At 59.2% G+C, this 17707-nt stretch carries 18 protein-coding genes; 8 read left to right on the top strand and 10 right to left on the bottom strand.

Annotated elements, in window-relative coordinates; all coding sequences use genetic code 11:
- Positions 1-100: 100 nt before the first annotated feature.
- The 3 genes from xerD (at position 101) to Pan189_RS06860 (ending at position 1970) form a co-directional block, all read left to right on the top strand.
- Positions 101-1045: a site-specific tyrosine recombinase XerD gene (xerD, locus tag Pan189_RS06870; RefSeq protein WP_145363207.1), complete on the top strand. Its 945-nt coding sequence runs from the start codon at positions 101-103 to the stop codon at positions 1043-1045.
- A 127-nt stretch (positions 1046-1172) separates the two neighbouring features.
- Positions 1173-1439, top strand: coding sequence for a hypothetical protein (locus Pan189_RS06865; RefSeq protein WP_145363206.1), 267 nt, complete (start codon positions 1173-1175; stop codon positions 1437-1439).
- A gap of 6 nt (positions 1440-1445) precedes the next feature.
- Positions 1446-1970 (top strand): NUDIX hydrolase, encoded by a 525-nt coding sequence (locus tag Pan189_RS06860; RefSeq protein WP_145363205.1) that lies wholly within the window; start codon positions 1446-1448, stop codon positions 1968-1970.
- Between the two features lie 63 nt (positions 1971-2033).
- Here the strand turns inward: Pan189_RS06860 and Pan189_RS06855 are convergent, their stop codons facing one another.
- The 5 genes from Pan189_RS06855 to Pan189_RS06835 all read right to left on the bottom strand — a co-directional run bounded on the left by Pan189_RS06855 (position 2034) and on the right by Pan189_RS06835 (position 7238).
- Complete coding sequence (locus Pan189_RS06855; RefSeq protein WP_145363204.1) at positions 2034-2684, bottom strand: RNA polymerase sigma factor; 651 nt, start codon at positions 2682-2684, stop codon at positions 2034-2036.
- A 104-nt stretch (positions 2685-2788) separates the two neighbouring features.
- Positions 2789-3634 carry a hypothetical protein gene (locus Pan189_RS06850; protein WP_145363203.1) on the bottom strand — a complete coding sequence of 282 codons (846 nt, stop codon included), beginning with the start codon at positions 3632-3634 and terminating at the stop codon, positions 2789-2791.
- A 36-nt stretch (positions 3635-3670) separates the two neighbouring features.
- The gene (locus Pan189_RS06845) at positions 3671-5740 is read right to left on the bottom strand and encodes a serine/threonine-protein kinase (RefSeq protein ID WP_310821192.1); all 2070 of its coding nucleotides are present in this window, start codon (positions 5738-5740) and stop codon (positions 3671-3673) included.
- A 180-nt stretch (positions 5741-5920) separates the two neighbouring features.
- Positions 5921-6154 (bottom strand): PLDc N-terminal domain-containing protein, encoded by a 234-nt coding sequence (locus tag Pan189_RS06840; protein WP_310821191.1) that lies wholly within the window; start codon positions 6152-6154, stop codon positions 5921-5923.
- Positions 6155-6401: 247 nt separating this feature from the next.
- Positions 6402-7238: a hypothetical protein gene (locus Pan189_RS06835; protein WP_145363200.1), complete on the bottom strand. Its 837-nt coding sequence runs from the start codon at positions 7236-7238 to the stop codon at positions 6402-6404.
- A gap of 417 nt (positions 7239-7655) precedes the next feature.
- On the opposite strand from Pan189_RS06835, the gene Pan189_RS06830 reads away from it, so the two are divergent.
- A complete protein-coding gene (locus tag Pan189_RS06830; RefSeq protein WP_145363199.1) occupies positions 7656-7874 on the top strand; it encodes a (2Fe-2S)-binding protein in 219 nt (72 codons plus the stop codon).
- A gap of 134 nt (positions 7875-8008) precedes the next feature.
- Here Pan189_RS06830 and bfr read toward each other — a convergent pair whose 3' ends face one another.
- From bfr to Pan189_RS06815, 3 genes are all read right to left on the bottom strand, one after another.
- Entirely contained in the window at positions 8009-8512 is a 504-nt protein-coding gene (bfr, locus tag Pan189_RS06825) for a bacterioferritin (RefSeq protein WP_145363198.1), read from the bottom strand.
- A gap of 132 nt (positions 8513-8644) precedes the next feature.
- Positions 8645-9016, bottom strand: a complete 372-nt coding sequence (locus Pan189_RS06820; protein WP_145363197.1) for a response regulator — start codon at positions 9014-9016, stop codon at positions 8645-8647.
- 306 nt (positions 9017-9322) lie between these two features.
- Positions 9323-11122 carry a hypothetical protein gene (locus tag Pan189_RS06815; RefSeq protein ID WP_145363196.1) on the bottom strand — a complete coding sequence of 600 codons (1800 nt, stop codon included), beginning with the start codon at positions 11120-11122 and terminating at the stop codon, positions 9323-9325.
- Positions 11123-11565: 443 nt separating this feature from the next.
- Here Pan189_RS06815 and Pan189_RS06810 point away from each other — a divergent pair, with 443 nt between their 5' ends.
- Together Pan189_RS06810 and Pan189_RS06805 are read left to right on the top strand one after the other, a co-directional pair.
- On the top strand, positions 11566-12228 hold the full coding sequence (locus Pan189_RS06810; RefSeq protein ID WP_145363195.1) for a histidine phosphatase family protein: 663 nt from the start codon (positions 11566-11568) through the stop codon (positions 12226-12228).
- Positions 12229-12389: 161 nt separating this feature from the next.
- Positions 12390-13460: a PASTA domain-containing protein gene (locus tag Pan189_RS06805; RefSeq protein ID WP_145363194.1), complete on the top strand. Its 1071-nt coding sequence runs from the start codon at positions 12390-12392 to the stop codon at positions 13458-13460.
- Positions 13461-13492: 32 nt separating this feature from the next.
- Here Pan189_RS06805 and Pan189_RS06800 read toward each other — a convergent pair whose 3' ends face one another.
- Together Pan189_RS06800 and egtB are read right to left on the bottom strand one after the other, a co-directional pair.
- A complete protein-coding gene (locus Pan189_RS06800) occupies positions 13493-13840 on the bottom strand; it encodes a VOC family protein (protein WP_145363193.1) in 348 nt (115 codons plus the stop codon).
- 42 nt (positions 13841-13882) lie between these two features.
- Positions 13883-15208 carry an ergothioneine biosynthesis protein EgtB gene (egtB, locus tag Pan189_RS06795; protein WP_145363192.1) on the bottom strand — a complete coding sequence of 442 codons (1326 nt, stop codon included), beginning with the start codon at positions 15206-15208 and terminating at the stop codon, positions 13883-13885.
- Between the two features lie 304 nt (positions 15209-15512).
- Between egtB and Pan189_RS06790 the strand changes: the two genes are divergently transcribed.
- Both Pan189_RS06790 and Pan189_RS06785 read left to right on the top strand, forming a co-directional pair.
- The gene (locus Pan189_RS06790) at positions 15513-16199 is read left to right on the top strand and encodes an ABC transporter ATP-binding protein (RefSeq protein WP_145363191.1); all 687 of its coding nucleotides are present in this window, start codon (positions 15513-15515) and stop codon (positions 16197-16199) included.
- A 123-nt stretch (positions 16200-16322) separates the two neighbouring features.
- Positions 16323-17702, top strand: a complete 1380-nt coding sequence (locus Pan189_RS06785; RefSeq protein ID WP_145363190.1) for an ABC transporter permease — start codon at positions 16323-16325, stop codon at positions 17700-17702.
- Positions 17703-17707: the final 5 nt, after the last annotated feature.

Genomic DNA, 17707 nt, shown 5'->3' with positions numbered 1-17707 from the left:
CCGATATGAGACGAAGGCCACCATCACGTGGCGATCGCGTTCTTGTTTCAGGTCTTCCAAGGAAAAAGCTGACAGCCGATAGCTGACAGCTGATAGCTCCGTGCCAGCCCGTAAACGCCCTCCCGCCGGTTCCAAGTTCTTTTCGCGGCGTCCCGCGTCGCTGGAACTGCACCTTGAACCCTTTCGGCACTACCTCGAAGCCGAATGCGGGATGTCGCTCAATACGCTCAAGGCATATACCGCCGACTTGAAACGGTTTGCCGACTGGTTCGCCAAGCATGGCCCGCCGAGCCTGTCCGACGTCTCGCTGAAATTGCTCGGCGAATATCTCGACGACCTCTACGCCGCGGAACTGTCGGCGACCTCGATCGCCCGGCATCTGGTTTCGATCCGGATGTTCTTTCGGTATCTGATGCTCGAAGGGGTCGTCGCCGAGAGCGCGGCCGAGTTGATTGAGTCGCCGAAGTTGTGGCAGCGGCTGCCGAGTGTTCTCAGCCCCGAACAGGTCGATCGGCTGCTGCTCGCGCCCGACCCGACCGATCGCTACTACCTCCGTGATCGAGCCATCCTCTGCCTGATGTACGCCACCGGCTGCCGGACGTCGGAGGTGATCGGTCTGGCCCAAAAAGATGTCCGGCTGGAAGAAAACTTCTGCCGCGTGCTCGGCAAGGGCAACAAGGAACGTCTCGTCTCGCTCAACCCCGTCGCCCGCGCGGCACTGGAGTCCTATCTGAAGCACGAACGTCCGACGATCGCCCGGCCTGACTCCGAAATGCTGTTCGTCTCGCGTTCCGGTCGACCGCTCACGCGGATCATGATTTGGAACCTCGTGAAGCGCTACGCGGCCCGCATCGGTGCGAGCAGCAAGGTCAGCCCGCACACGCTGCGGCACAGTTTCGCAACGCACATGCTCGCCGGCGGAGCGGAGATCCGGGCCCTTCAGGAAATCCTCGGCCACGCGAGCATCCGCACGACCCAGCGCTACACCCACGTCGACCACAGCCGACTCAAAGCGATCCACTCAGCGCATCACCCGCGTGGATAACTCCCGAGGGTCGAGCCCCTACGTTTAGCCGCGACCGAAACGAAGCGCTCGATCTCTCATTCACTCCCGTTACCCCTCTTCGGTATACTGTCAGTGACTCAAATTCCCTGATCGAAAGCATTTCGCCATGCCGTCTCCCGCCACGAAAGCCGAAGCAGCCGACTTCAGTGAGTTTCTGGGGATGGTTCTTCGCGATAGCGAAGTTGATCTTGAAGGCCGTTCGCTCGAAGACCTGCTCGCGCTGTTCCGCGAGCAGTGCGGTGACCTTGATAACGTGGATTTGAAGGCCGAGATCGAACTGGGCATGGAGGATCTCCGAGCCGGTCGTTTCGCCCCTCTCGACATTGAGGAGACGAAACGCCGCGGTCGCGAACGGCTCGCTCAGGCGGAATAGATACTGATGAGCGATTCCGAAACCACCCTTCACGCCGGGAAGCATCTCCGCTTTGTCATTCGCGACGGCTGGGAGTACGTCACCCGGCAGAACGTCACGGGTATCGTCTGCGTGGCGGCGGTCGTCGATGAGTGCCTGCTGTTAGTGGAGCAATACCGCGAACCGATCCGCAGCCGGACGATCGAACTCCCCGCGGGACTGGCGGGCGATGATCCGCAATTCGAAGGCGAGTCGCTTGCACAGACAGCGATTCGAGAACTGGAAGAGGAGACCGGCCACACCGCCGAGCGGATGGTCTATCTCACCGAAGGCCCCGCCTCATCCGGCCTGACGAGTGAAGTCATCACGTTTTACCGAGCCGAGGGGGTTCGCCAAATCGGCGAAGGTGGCGGCGACGATTCCGAAGACATCACGGTGCACAAAGTGCCGATGGACGATGTCGACGCATTTCTCGATGAGAAATCGCGCTCCGGGTTTCTCGTCGACCCGAAGGTCTACGCGGGGCTTTATTTCATTACCCGCAACGTTTAGCCGCGACCGTCAGGAAGCGCGCCGATTTCGAGACACGTTCGAAGCGCTCCCTCGTGTTCAGGGCTAAACGTGGGTGTCGCTCAGGCCATATTCTTCGATGCGGAAATCTCTGACGCGGGCATTCGCGGCTGCGTCCTTCAATTTTGCAACGACGAAAAATTTGTGATTCGCCACGGCCTGTTCGGTGATCCCGAGTTCGCGGGCAACGTCTTTATTTCCCATACCGGAGACAAGCAAAAGCTCCAGGCACTTGAGCCGCTCCCAGTCGCCAGACCCCTTCCAACCGATGATCAGGTCGGCCAGACAGTCTTCAATGACCCGCCGCTCGGCGACCTTGCCTTCGCGCGAGCGCATCATGCTCGAAGCCCGTCGACCTCGCCCGGCCGGTTCGCTCGACGATCCCCACGAACTGTTCGCGAATAGTGGCACCGTCGGCCGGCGTCCCTCGCGACGCAACAGGTCGGTCAGCTTGTGAGCGGCGATTGAGAATAAAAACGAATCGAGCGGCGTTGCTTCGTCGTAATTCGGCAGGCTCGTGAGGAAGCCGATGAAGGTTTCCTGCACCACGTCTTCGCTGCGGGAGCGATTTCGCAACCGCGCATCGACATAGGCGATCAGTCTTCCTTCGAACCGCGCGATGAGTTCTTCCCACGCGCGTTCATCGCCCGTGCGAACTTGGCCCACCAGCAATCGATCCGCTTCCGATGAAGGCATGAGTCCCCGTTATTGAGGTCTTCCGTTGAGCCGCGATCGTTAGGGAGCGTGGCTGAATTAACCGTACCGGCGCGCTTCCTGTCGGGCGCGGCTAAACGACGAGATCACGATTCGTGTTCATGTCGGCTCGATTGCCGTTTCTCTCGCCAATTCAACACGCCGAACGCCATTGCCGCCAGCAGGGTGACTCCGGCTGCTCCACCGACCGCGATTTTGCTGCGTTCCGGGACCTCTTCGGCTCGCCAGAGTTGCCGCAAGTCCGACATTCGCTCCGGCGTCGTCTTCAATAGCAGCGACGCACGGTAGACGGTGAATTCATTGTCCCCCGCGGTTCGAGTGATCGGCTCGACGTAGGTGTCCGCGACGAGCGTCTCGCGAACCATGTCGGGAGTGATATCGTCCGACGAACCATCTCGAGTATAGGAGGCAAAGCGAGGTCGGACCTTCTGCGCCGCCAACTCCGCAGCGTCGTCGAACGCCTCCTCCCGCGTGGCAAACTGCCGACTTGTGACAACGATTTCCGATGAATCGGAGTGCGAACTCTGCTCCGACTGCGTCTCCGCCGCAACTTCGGCTTTCAGCCAGTCCGGGATCCGCGACATCTCGATCACATCCGGTTGGTCAGCTTCGACGGGAATTGTCGCGGTCACGTCCGCCACGGGTCGATCCGGAATCGATGTCGACGGCACCGGGTTATCGGAAACGGCTTCGCCCGACGTTTCATTCGCAGCAATTCGATATTCAACCGTCGCCTCGCGGCGGACCTCGGTGAATGATCCGGCGATCAGCGTGAGCACGCCGGCCGTCAATACACCGCCGCCGATACCGGCTACGAGGGAGACCTCCGGTGAACCGGTCGACACGAGCGTTGCGATCGCGGCGATTAAGCCGACACCGATAACCAAGACGACCACGATTACCAATCCGATTCCAACCACGGCGACAGTCATATCTGCTGCTCCCAGCACCATCAAAGAAGGTTCCATTCAGGCGGCCTGCCGATCTTTCGGCGGTGTCCACGGCGCGGCGACCTGTGCGATCGTCGCGATTGCCGCTGCCCAGAGCGGGCCGAGATCATGCGGGAAGTAAACGAATAACGTCAGCAGCCAACCCACACCGGCCGTGACCAATACCGTTGAGATGTTGAATCGATACCTGCGATATGAATCGACGTGCCGCCACCAACGACGGACGCCGAACAGCAGGGCGAAAAATGACGCGTAAGCGAATGCCGTGGGGGCGATGCCGTCTTTCATCTGCAAGCCGGGCGAGACATCGTGCAGGTTTCGCAGCAAGGCGTCGGGTTCACCGATCCGTTCCGGACTGACCATCAGCCAGTCGTTCATCGCGAAGGCGAATAAGCCGACGAGGACACCAGCACCGGCGATCAACCATCGGCGACCGCGGGTCTGCCCCGCACCTTCGCGGAGTTTGGCGGTCGAGACGACGAGCGACGATCCCAGTGCCGTCGTCGTGCCGAAGGCAATCGCCGCTTCCGGCGGCATAAAGTTGAATGCTGCGAGGACGAAAGCCAGAAACCCTGCTGCGAACGTCGAAATAACGAATGCCCCGGACATCTCTTTCGCTCGTCGAACGGCAGGGATCGATCGGGGTGTTTCGACTCTCGGCGTGGCCGGTGAATAGGTCCGGCACTGCACCGCTGATTTCCTCCCAGTCCCGGAGCGACATCGGTTCTGACTTCGGACTTGCCGAAACCGCTCACTCTTCCGGCGTAGCGACTTCGACCGTGAATGCGGTTTAACGAACGCGAAGAAGACTGCTGCCCCGATCCCGACAAACATGCCGAGCGGTCGCGGAATTCCGAGCACTTGCGGAAACGCGAACGCGGCAACGATGACCATCACCCACAGTGCCGTCACCGCCTTCCAGAAACCGACTTCCAAGGCCTGCGAGTGATCGGGCTGAGAGCGTGCGTAGTCGCGCCAAATCGCGCGGGCAAAACCTTCGGAGACCAGAAATCCACCCACAACTCCCAACCCAAGCAGCAACGCTTTGCCCATCGGCGGGCCGGGCATTTGCGCGCTGTAACCGAGCGCGAGAATCAGACCGCCGACACTGCCGAACAAACCAGCCGGCATGTCGAGCAACGTTCCCCGTGAGGCAGCAAGTTTTCGGCCGTGGAATGACTCTTCCGGGATATCGAGCGCCGCTTCGCGAGGCGCATTTGCGTCTGTCGACAGATTCAATGAAGCTTCTGGACCAATGGCAGTCGTGCGGACCGCGCTGCGGAGTGGAGTCGGCGACGACACATCCGCAACGGCTCGAAAGTTCTCGACCAGGTCACCGACCGTCGCGGTCCGTTTTTGCGGATCTTTCTCAAGTGCGGCAGCCAGAACCGGGCGGAGGTGTTCCGGCACGCCGGACAGATCCGGCTTGTCGGTCAGGTGCTTCATCAATATCTCACCCGTCGACTCACCGTCGAAAGGTAAATCACCGGTGAGCATCTCGTAGGTCATCACGCCGAGGGCGTAGACGTCGACCTCGCGACCGTAGCGGCCCTTGGCGACTTCCGGGGCCATGTAATAGACGGTGCCGACCGATTGAGTGTGGGCGCTGCGTCGACTCTCGCTGATGAACTTCGAGAGTCCGACGTCGCCGACTTTGACGGTCTCTCCCTCGCGAAATACGTTCGAGGGCTTCAGATCGCGGTGAACGAGGCCGCGGTTGTGCAGATAAGTCAGTCCGCCCGCCATGCCCTCGAGCCATGCGAGTGTCTCTTCGACAGAGAGCCGACCGCGGCGGTCGAGTACATCGGAAAGCCGGGGGCCGTCGACGTATTCCATCACGACCCAATGGTCGCCGTTTTCGTCCTCGCGGATATCGAAAATCGTGACGAGGTTCGGATGGCTGAGATTGAGACACTGCCGCGCGCCGCGGAGTTCGACGTCGGTGTGCTGATGCAACAACTTCAGCGCGACCTCTTTGCCGCCGTCCGACAGCGCGTAGTAAACCTCTCCGAAGCCGCCGCGATGAATCGCGCGGTTGATCGTGTAGCCGCTGAGCGGCTGCGAATTCGGAGGGTAGGTGAACTTCATGGGTTTACCGGTCCGTGGTGCGGTCGGGGCCGTGCCAGCAGTCATTGTTGCGGCCTTATCATTGAAAGCTGTCTTCTATTGTTCGAAACGTATCGCAGCGGCATTCGGATCAATTTCAGATTTTGCAGTGCATCGGTCCAACACGCTTCGGCTTTCCGCTTCCCGCTTTCCGCTCTCGAATTACTCCCCGTACAGTTCGATGCGTTCTCGTCGGCGAAAGCAGAAGTAAATGAGCGATCCGATCGGCCCGATGAGAAACATCAGGGTCAGCCATATCCCCCGAGAGGGTCCCTCGTCCGGCTCGTACATCACGCATTCGAAGAGCATCCACAGCCAGATCGTAAACGCGGCGAACAGCGTTGCCGCGACGGCGATGAAGACTGCGAAGTACAGAGCCGCTTCGATGGACGCCATATTCGATCGACGCGTTGCGCCGCCAATTCCGAGTGCTGGTTGGTGATGCATCCATCATTGGGCCACCGGGCTGATTCGAAAAGTCATAGCGATAGCGGACATGGTCCGATGAGGGCGTTGATCCAAAACGATTCAACGTGGTTCCTCGCGGACGCGTCTCAAGAGCGATTGCGCACGGAAACGGGCGGGGCCTCCTGCCCCGCCGAATCGGGTTCCCGTCCGTCGCTTTTCAGCTACGACAAAGCCGCTACAGCGATGCCGAATTGATGCCGGTCGGCGATGTCGGCAAGCCGTCGCTCGACTCGAAGTACGAGTCGATGTCTTCGACGACGTTCTCGACGTTCTTCGTCGCATCGGCTTCCGCTTCGACCGGAATCATGCCGGTGTAGCGGCCTTCGTTGTCGAGCTTCTTCTCGCGGGTCCCGACCATGTGATCGAGTCGGCTGATCAGCTCTTTCGCCCGCGACAATTGCGAGTCATCGATCTTGATGTCGCTGATCGCTTCGCGTGCCTGCACGGCATTGAGCCGCGCTTCGAGGTTCTCGAGCTTGACGACGAGGTCCTGCTTTGCCGAAAGCATGTTGTCGAGCTTGTCCTCGTTTGCAGCCAAAGCGGCCATGCGGGCTGACAACACGTCGCGATCCCGTTCCAGAGTCTGTTCGCTCGTCTTGAACCGCTCGAACCGGCGGGCGAGGTCCTGCTTCACGTCATTCGACGAGTAGCTGCGGCTCGCATAGACGAAGCTCTGCTTGCCGGAGCCGAGATCGCTCCGCAGTGCCAGGATCGCGGCTTTCTGATCGGACAGTGCCAATTCCTGTTTCTGAAGCGATTCGGTTCGCTGCTCGATGTCGTACTGCTGTTCGGCAATCACGTGCATGCAGCGTTCGATCTCGGGCACGATCTCCCCGACCATTTGCTCGGCTCGGCGAATTTCGAATTCAACCGGCACCTCGGCTCGCACGGCGTCACGCACCGAACTGGCTGACGTCCGAACGTAGCTGAAAACGTCGCGACCAAACACGAATGTCCCGAGCAACGCGGCAACACTGGCACCCACGGCCAGCTTTTTGACTAACTTAAACATCCCTCTCTCCCGTTTGTTGGAACCCGTAAGCGGCACTTGGCCGCATTCAGATAGCCATTCGTACGGGAGTTACGAATCTTTGACGAAATGAGCAAATTTCTTGACGTGAACAGACAGAAAACCCCGTAAACCCGATCTAAAAAACACTTTAAGACGAGAAGCCGGGCGAGCCGCGAGCGAGATTTTTGGATGTCTATCTCGGCATAACAAGTCGCAATGCTCTCCAACTCGTAGCAGTCGCCGCCGGAGCGGACTCCGTCTCGGACGTTCGTGCTACCGAATTTCAGCCATGTAAAAATTTCAAGAAACAGCTCTTGCGTCCGGCGGGTGAAGGATTATGATTCGCCTATTGAGATTGAGTCTCAATTTAAGCGAATCGTCCTGAGCCCGCCACCCGTTGACGAGACGTCCCGCTCAATGACTCCTCCCGCCGCACCAGTCGCCGATACCGCACTTACTGCAGGGGCGCACGCCCGCTTCCTCTGCCATTGCCTGAAGGTCCGCGAAGACGAAGTCCGCACGGCGGTCCATTCGGGATGCCGCTCGGTGCAGGAAGTCACGATGTTGTGCGGCGCCGGCGGCGGATGCACCGCCTGCCACCGCAAGATTCGTCGCGTGCTGCCCGCCGACGAATAGGCCTGATTTTGAAGAGGCCCGTTTAGCCGCGACCGTTAAGGAGCGCGGTGTGCGATCAAACCATCGCTGTCCGCGCTTCCTGACGGTCGCGGCTAAACAGGATTGATATTGGGCGACGTTCAATCGGCCGCGACTCACGCCTCGCCGTCGGATGCGCCGGGATTGGAGATGCTGCCGGTTCGCTGCTGCAGGTAGTTCTGCAAGCCGATCATCTTGATGAGTTCCTGCTGGGCTTCGGCCCAATCGACACTCTCTTCGGTTTCAATCAGCAGGCGACTCATCAGATCGCGTGTTCCGTTGTCACCTTCTTCAACGGCGACTTTGATGCCCTCGTTGTAGGCCCTCTGGCCGACCATCTCGAGTTCAAGACCGTTGGCGATTTGCTCTTCGGGTGTCTTGCCCACTTTGATCGTGTGATAGCGGGCGATCTCGGGCACACCTTCGAGGAACAGGATACGGTCGATCACCTTTTCGGCGTGGACCATCTCCTCCATCGATTCCTCGTAGAAGTGCTTGCCGAGTTCGAACAGCCCCCAGTCGTTGCACATCTTCGCGTGAATGAAATAGAGGTTGATCGCCGTCAGTTCGATCGTGAGTCCTCCGTTCAACGCATCAATAACCTTCTCGCTTCCCTTCATAACTTCTGCCGCTCCGTTCGCTCAGTGGTGTTGTGTTCGCGGTTGATTGTCAGCCGCCTGAAAGTGTAGCGCCGCGTCGGCGATTTCGCACGCGAACAGCGGTTCCAGATTTCACAGAAATCTTGATCGAGCTCACTCGGTCATGAATTCCGCGATGCGGTCGATCAATTCATGAGGCGGGGTCGACTTGTCCCAGACCGCATCACACCCGGCTTCCTCGTATTTGGTATGGTCTTCGATAATTCCGACCATCCCGATGACCGCCGCGTCCGGACAAGCTTTCCGGACCAGTTTGACCGCCCTGCTCTGGTCATCTTCGGCCCGCAGGCCGATCAGCACGACATCAGCCTCCTGATCAGGACAGTTGAGCCATTTGAGGGCTTCGTCGGCATCCATCGAATCGCACAGGGTGAACCGCTCATCCTGGTTCAGCAGCATGTGTAGCGATTCCCTCAGAATCTGATGTTCTTCGATGACCAGTATTCGCAGTGGCTCGCTTGGCATCGCGTCTGACCCGCCTCTTTCTCAAAAACAGTCCCGTGTCGGTGAACCTACCGGCGAACAGGGTGAGCGACAACCAAATCCAATTCGTTTTCAGCGGGACGGGTCGGCCCCCGCCGCGGCAAAACGACGAATGCTTACAACGTCAAGTTTGGTCCGGGAACCATCGGTAACGATCCGATCGCGGAGTTCGAAACCCGGCGATTCTCTCGCCGAGCGCAAAGAAAAACACGACCCGGTGATTCGGGCCGTGTTCTGATCGTTGTCGCAATGTTCGTCTGGAAAGACTCTGTCAGAAGGCCCGCTCTGTCAGAAGGTCCAACTGACACCGAAGTCCCAGTAGTGGAGGTACCAGTTGTCGCGATCCGCCGCGCCGATGTAGGGGTCGACGGCATCGCTCGACGTCCACACGATCTGTTCGAGCGGCCGAGCGACCTCCCAGACATTCAGGAATGTGATACCTGTTCGGAATCGTGCTTCGCTGAAAAACTTGTATCGATTTATGTAAGGGACGTATTTGAACAGCTTCGCCTGGCCGTGAACTGAGGCCTCGAACGAGGGCGAGATGTGAGCGTTTCGTTCGCTACTCGAGAACGACTGAATGCCGCCCGACGTCGCCTCGGCGGTGCCGAAGCCGTCCCCTGAAATCTTTGTTTGCTCCCAGTTCCCCAAAAGGCCGAAAGCCAAATCTCCGGCGACCGAAACGTCGTCGCTTCCGAACAAGAAGTCGATACCGGCGGTCGGGCCGAAGAGGTTTGAAGTCACTTCGGCATTCATCTGGCTATCGAAAGGCAGGACCGAATCCGGGACACCATCACCGGTGAAGTCCAAGGTCGGCTGAAGTGTGACAGCCGTCGGAAGTCCGTTCAGGTCATAGTCGACGTTCAAGCCGGAGCTTGCCCCGAACATTTCGAAGCCTTCTCGGAGGTGAGCATATTTCAAACCTGCATAAGGTCGAAGACGAACCCCCGTCGACTTGTAGATCGGCTGCATGTGGTATTTGACGTCGGTACCACCGACCTCCGTCGTGTGCTCGACCCTGAAATACATGTCGTAAGGTAGCACCGTGTAGAGCGGTGTCCCGGTAGGATCATTGGGGAAGGGGTTATCCAGCAGGACGATACCCGCCACACGCAAATTGTTGGTGATGTCCGCGTCTTGCTGGCGATTCGGAATCGTGGTGGATCGCGTCGTCGAATTCGTGGGGTCGTCAAAGACCGTGTAAAGGTCAACGCCTCCGAGAAGTCCACGTTCGAACGAAAGCGGGCTATCGCCGACGAACCATCCTGAGACCTCAACACTCGTCTCATCTTCCTGCTCGACCTCGAATTCAAATTGGAAGCCTGTACTGCCAGGCAAATCACGATCCTGTCCCGCGAAGAAATCGTTCCCGTCAAAGAGGAACGTCGAATCATCATCGAAAATTCGACCGGTAATGCCTTTGAAACCCGCCCCCGTAGGAGCTGCCCCCGTGAAGGTATCAATGGAGACGCCGACATCGGTCGATTGCGGTAAGAGGCTCGGCTGACCGGTGGGACCGCCCGTGAACAACGTAAGAAACGGGCTCACCTGAAGAGGGCTTCCTAAGCTCGCCATTCCGACAAACCGAACTCCGCCCGGATCACCGATCGTATTAAAGCCGTCAATGTCAGTTTGAAAGTCCGGAAGTAGTCCGGCGACCGGCTGCACCGGCTGCGAACTAAACGTCGACGTGAAATCGGAGAGTGCACCAATCGGAGTCCCAGCCGGCGTACGGAACTCAGCCCGCAGCGCACTCACATCAACGCGATATTTTTTGCCGAACGGGCGGACGTCGCGGAACCACAGGCCGCTGTCGTTCTCGTGCTTTTGATAGGCCGCCGCAAAGGGCGACATCTTAGGCCACGGATGGACGTCGGGAGAAAATCCCCCTGGCTTGCCCGGTCCCGGACCGGGAGCGACCGGCGTGTAAGGCACGTTGCCGGCAGCCGGACCGGGTGGAACGTAGGCCCCATACTGACCGGACATCGCCGGTGCGGGCGGAGGCCCATCGGCCAAAGCCGTATGCCGCAGGCCGACGAGAATCGTCAGCAACCCGGCCATCGTTCCGAACAGGTTGATCTTCCGCATCAGAACGTCCCTGTCTGTTGCATTCTCGCTCCGCGATACCTCCGTTGGCAGTACCCGCGCCGAGAGATTCGTGAGGATCTCTCGGACGGCTCTCGCCACCGAACGCTCGCTTCCTACCGCTGTGTCGCCGAGCGGCGACAGGAGACCGTCTGATCGATCGGGCAGCAGGGCAGACCTGCCGACCGCGCAAAAGGACGATCCTGTCGGTGGTATCGGTCCTGTCGGTCCACCGCCTGTAGCGGTTGTCGCGCTCTGGTAAGATTTTCGGGATGTGATGATCGCAGCGGCTCGCCGGACCACGCGACTCGGCAAAGCACGCCGCCGAGGCAAAATAGGGCGAGCGAACCACACCGAACCCGTCGGTTGCCGAGCTTTCGCGCGCGGACCATAATCCGCCCCGACCCCAATTGCCTTTACCCAATCGCCCTGATCGAGTCGCTCGAATGAGCGCTCCGAAAGATCGCCGGATGTCCGACAAGAACACTCTGTTATATTTGGTCCGTCACGGAGCCACTTCGGCGAACGAACAGCGACCCTATATTCTGCAGGGGTCCTCGGTCGACCTCCCGCTCAGTCCGACCGGCCGCTCTCAGGCCGAAGCCGTCGGGCGACAGCTTGCCGAAATCCCGCTTCAAGCGATCTACGCCAGCACGATGGTCCGCGCCGTAGAGACAGCGGGCGAAGTCGCTCGGCATCACGATTTGTCACCACAAACCGATTCCCGACTGATCGAAGTCGATGTCGGCCTCTGGGAGTCACTCGACTGGGGCACGATCGAGCGAGATTTTCCGGACGACTACGCCGCCTTTCGTCGCGATTCAGGCAACACACCTTATCTTGGCGGCGAGAGCTACGCCCAAGTGCTGAACCGGGTTCGACCGGTCTTCGACGAATTGATCGAGAAGCATCGCGGCGAATCGTTCGCGGTCGTGGCGCACAACGTGGTCAACCGGGCTTATCTATCTCACCTGCTCGGCCAGTCGATTTCCGAGGCGAAAGATATCGAGCAGACCAATTGCTGCGTCAATATTATTGAAGACTCTCCCGCCAAACAGCGTCGCCGTGTCAAGACGCTCAACGCCGACTTCCACATCACGGCCAACTGACGCCACTCGCCTCTCAACTCTCAACTCTCAACGAACCGCCCTTTGCGACCGATCGGGGTCGTGCTAGAACCCCCGGTCCATCCGCCGGGGCGGTTCCCGCTTCGGCATTGAATCTTGTCTGTGACGTCTTTGACCGACCCGGCCCAAGGAACGTGCTGCTCATGCGTGGCTCCACGACTCTCTCTACCGGCCTGTTTTCGATTCTGATTGTCGCGCTCTTCGGGGCGACGGCATCAGCGCAGCAGGCGCCTGCTCAACCCGCCAAGCCCGATCCAGCGCTCGACAAGCTGCTCCAGGAGTGGCATCTCGAGACCAAAAAGATCGAGAAGCTCAACGGGACGCACCGCCGCTGGGTGTACGACTTCACGTTCGGCATCGAAAAGCGCGCCAAAGGGAAGTTTTATTTTGAAGCGCCCGATCGCGGACGCATGGATATCGAAGGCCTCAGCGACGCGGAACTCGCGAAATACCCGCCGGCGACAAATAAGAAGGTGGGAAAGCCGTTTGAACTTCGATCCGACGCCAATGAGCGATGGATTTGCGACGGCGCACGGGTGGTCGAAATCAATGACAAGGTCGAAGAGTACAAACTCCACACGATCCCGGAGCAAAGCCGCGGGCAGAATATCATGGACGGCCCGCTGCCGTTTCTGTTCGGCATGCCGCCGGACAAAGCGAAACAGCGCTATAAAATTCACATCGCGGGCCGCGTTGGCAAGCGGGTCAAGTTGTTCATCCTGCCGAACTGGAAGCAAGATGCGTCAAACTGGCGGTGGGCCGAGGTCATCCTAGATACGACCAACTACCTGCCCGAAGCCGTGAAACTGCTCGATCCCGGCGGTGCGAAAGAGACGACTTACCGCTTTGATAACATGGTGATCAACCGGAGCAGCCTGCTGCAATGGCTCGGTGGCGGCGACCCGTTCCGGCCGAATCTCCGGGGTTACAAGAAGGTGCAAACCGAACAGACCGCAGCGGCTCCGCCGGCGGCGCCATTGCGCAAGCAGGAGTCCAAGGCGACGGTTCCTTCGGTCGTGGGCCTGCACTTCAGCAAAGCCAAAGAAGTCCTGCAGGCCAAAGGCTACAGCCCACAGTTTCATGCCGGCGGCGCAGCCACCGCGAAACAGCAGATCCATCACGTCGCCCGGCAAATTCCCGAACCCGGCTCAGAACACAAGGCCGGAGAGGTCGTGCACCTGCAATACTGGGTCGACCCCAGCGAAGCAAAATAGCAAACCTGCCAATCAAGAGTTGACGAATGCACTCATTCGTCTGACTGTTGTAATTCGATCAGGTGCTGCGCGGTATCTCTGAGGTATGCCGAGCGTCCCCACGGATAGTCGCGAGGCGGAACAACCGATTCGATTCCGTTTTCAGCTAGTAATGCGACGGACGTGTCGATGTCGTCGACGCTAAATGCGACATGATCTTCGCAAGGCGGATCACCGTCTTCCGGCACATAAGTCTTGTGGATCAAGATCGTCACGCCCGATAGGTCGAACGTGGTGATCCCGTCGCTCGAATAATCTGGTGACTGACCCAAAATGGTCGACCACCACTTCGCGAGAGCAGGTACGTCGTCAGTAAAAAACGCCAATTCTCTTAGCTGCAAAACCCGGCTCCTCGTTGTAGGAGCATCCTTTCAACTACCTGATCAGGCATCCTCAGCCAGCCTGAATCCCCCGAACTGCCAGCGCGCTTCCGGGGGGAAGAAGTTTCGATAGGTCTTCCGCACATGGCTTTGCGGGGTGACCGCCGAACCGCCGCGCAGCACCATCTGATTCGACATGAACTTGCCGTTGTACTCGCCCAATGCCCCGGCGGGCGGGCGATAGCCGGGATATCCCACGTAGGGACTGGCGGTCCACTCCCAAACGTCTCCCAGCATTTGAGCCGGTCGATCGACCGCATCGTCATTGGTGGCGATCGGCTCGAGTAAATTCGTTTCCGCTAGATTAGCCGTCTCCACCGTCTCCGGTGTGAGGTCTGCGGCGGCGATTTCCCATTCCGCCTCTGTTGGTAGACGCTTACCCGACCAACGGGCAAACGCATCCGCTTCATAGAAACTCAGATGGCTGACCGGCGCTTCGGCGTCGAGCGGACGGGCTCCATAGAGCGTAAATGCCTCTCGTCCCTCGTGATCTGCCCAGTACATGGGCCGCTCCCAACGATCCCGTTGAGCGATATCCCATCCAAGCGACAGCCACAGTTCCGGTCTGCGGTATCCGCCGTCGTCGATGAACGCCGCGTATTCGGCGTTGCCGACCGGCCGAGCGGCCAAGCGGAACGAGCTAAGCAGGACTTCATGCCGGGGCCGCTCGTTGTCGTAGCAAAACACGTCGCCCCGATGACCGATTTCGCGAACACCGCCTTCGTAGGTGAAAAATTGCGACTCTGTGGCCTGATCTGTTCCGTCGCCGCAAATCGGTCGCGGATCCTCTTCCCGATAGGCCGGCAGCAGCGGATTGCAGGACAGCAGGTGTTTGACGTCGGTCAGCAGGAGTTCCTGATGCTGCTGTTCGTGATGAATCCCGATTTCGATCAGCCGGGCGGTCTCAATCGATTCATTCGTGTCGAGCAGTTCCGCCATGTGACGATCGATATGAGCCCGATACGCGAAGACATCCTCAAGCGGCGGACGCGTCAGCATCCCGCGCTGCGGACGCGGATGGCGATCGCCGACGGCGTTGTAATACGAGTTGAACAGGTAGCTGAACCGCCGATGAAAAACCTGGTATTTCGGCAGGTAGGGCCGCAGCAGAAACGTTTCGAAGAACCAGGTCGTGTGGGCCAGATGCCACTTGGCAGGGCTCGCGTCGACCATCGACTGAACCGCGCAGTCTTCGGCCGAGAGAGGTTCGCAAAGTTTCTCAGTCCACTCGCGGGTCTGCAAAAAGCGAGAGGTCAGAGCATCGCCCTGCTGCGGATGCGATTCGAGTCCGGCTTTGTCCGACCTCGGTTCGCTGGGAAAACGTGACATGCCGGTCCAGTCGCTCGGCGTTCTTGTGAGCGAAATACTCTAACGACCCAGACCGCACCTCGCACCGGGGAAATGCTGAAAGCGGGTAGAGGGAGTCGAGAGACAAGAGTCGAGAGACAAGAGTCGAGAGGCCAGAGATGATAGCTGTTAGCCGCCAGTCTGGGGTCGACCGGAAATGTGCTCGTCGAAATGCACGCGTTATTGCGCCGCGATCATTTGCGATTCGCCAGAACATCACAGATAACTCGCCAACACCTCGTCCCGGTTCGACGTAGTCGGGGGAACCGCACAACGGAGGTGATTGATGTCGCTGTTGATCGAGAATCTGAAAAAGTCGTACCGCCAACCGGACGGCACCCCCGTCCCCGTGCTCGATATTGAACGATTCGAAATGCGGGGTGGTGAGCAGGCGGTGCTGCTTGGCTCCAGCGGTTGTGGCAAGACGACGCTGTTGAACGTCATCGCAGGAATCCGATCGCCGGACAGCGGGCAGGTGCTCATCGATAACGTCGATGTGAGCCGACTTTCGGAGCCAGCCCGAGACCGCTTTCGGGCCGAGCGTATTGGCTTCGTCTTCCAAACGTTCAATCTGCTCCCGGCATTTACCGCCTTGGAAAATGTCCTGCTCGGGATGAGCTTTTCCGGCGGGAAGTCGGATCGTTCGCGGGCGACCGAACTGCTTTCGCGTGTCGGACTGAGTCACCGCCTCGGCAATAAACCCGCTCAACTCTCCGTGGGCGAACGGCAGCGAGTCGCGGTCGCACGGGCCCTGGCGAATAGCCCCTCGCTGATGCTCGCCGACGAACCGACGGCGAACGTCGACTCCGCCAATCAGCAGAACGTCCTCGAACTCATTCGAAGCGCCTGCGGCGAGCAGAACGTCACGTTGCTGCTCGTCACGCACGCTCCCGCCGTCGCTGAACAATTCGACCGCGTCGAAAAACTGGTCGACTTCAACAAGGCCGCGGCCCCCTTGGGAGCTGCCGTCTAAGAATTGTTGATGTCTCGCCGGCTGAAGGCCTATCAAATTTCACGATGATCGCTCGAGGCCCTACGGCTCGAACTCTTAATTCACACGACTCTTACCGCTCACCTCTCACCCCGCACCGCTCCCATGTCTCTCTTTTCGATCGCAATTAAGAGTTTGCGTCAACGGGCCTTGGCTTCTTCGCTGACCGGCCTGAGCGTCGCGCTCGGTGTGATGCTGATGGTGGCCGTCCTGCTCATCGCCGGCGTCATCAATCGGGCGTTCTCGCAGCGATCGACGGCCTTCGACCTGATCATCGGCCCCAAAGGTTCTGATACTCAGCTCGTCCTCAGCACGATTTATCACATCGGCGCGCCGGTCGAGAATCTGCCCTTCCTTTATTACAAGCAACTGCAAGAGAACCCGCTCATCGAACAGGCCGTGCCCGTTGCGTTTGGTGACGTCACACAGGAGGGCAGCTTCCCGATCGTCGGCACGGTATCTCGCTACTTTAAACTCGGCTACGGCCCCGATCGGCCCTATCGCATCGACGGCAGAGGCCTTCGCGATTCGTTCGATGCGGTGATCGGTTCGACCGTCGCCCGCGAAAACGGTTGGAAGGTCGGGTCGAAGTTTAAAATGGTGCACGGCGGGGCCGATGGTCATGTTCACGATGAAGAATTTACGATCGTCGGGGTCTTAGCCCCGACCGGCACGCCCAACGACCGGGTCGCCTTCGTGCAACTCAACGGTTTCTATCTGATTTCCGGCCACGAAAAGCCGATGGAAGAGTCGATTAACTCTTGGCGAGAATTTAATGGTCTGGAGCCGTTCGCCGACGGCAGCCCCGAAATGGAAGCCGAAATCGAGAAACACGGCGGCCGCCACGACCATTCCCATCATGACCACGCCCACCATGATCACGGGCACGATCATGGAGCTCACGAAGAAGAGGTTCCCGATATCCAAAAGGAAGTCACCTCCATTCTCGTAAAAATCGGCTCGCCCACCGGGGGTGCGACCGCCGCCGTCCCGATTTTCGCCGCCCAATTAAATAGCGGCTACAAAGTGCAGGCGGTCAACCCGATCCGCCCAATCGCGCGGATTCAGCGGCAAATTGTGGGAAACGTCCGCAACGGACTGCTCGCATTGACGGTTGTCATCCTTATCGTGTCCGGCGTCGGGATTTTCGTCAGTATCTATAATTCAATGTCCGAACGACTGCGTGAGATCGCTATCATGCGGGCGCTCGGCGCACGCCGCGAAACGGTCTTCTCGATCATCTTAATTGAATCCCTGCTGCTGTGCGTCGGGGGCGGCCTCGTCGGACTCGCATTAGGACACGCCCTGGTCGTCGCTGCGGCGTCGAAGATCAGCGATATGACCGACCTCTTAATCGACCCGCTCGCGTTTGACCCACTCGAACTCTATATCATCCCGGCCTTGGTCGTGATCGCGGTCCTCGCAGGCTTCCTACCCGGGCTGCGAGCCTATCAAGCCGATGTCGCCGACTCGCTGATGGAGTAGCGGCA

This window comes from Stratiformator vulcanicus (genome assembly GCF_007744515.1).
In the GTDB taxonomy this organism is placed as follows: Bacteria; Planctomycetota; Planctomycetia; order Planctomycetales; family Planctomycetaceae; genus Stratiformator; species Stratiformator vulcanicus.
The sequence above is the reverse complement of the archived record's forward strand: the minus strand, read 5'-3'. Positions and strand labels throughout refer to the sequence as shown.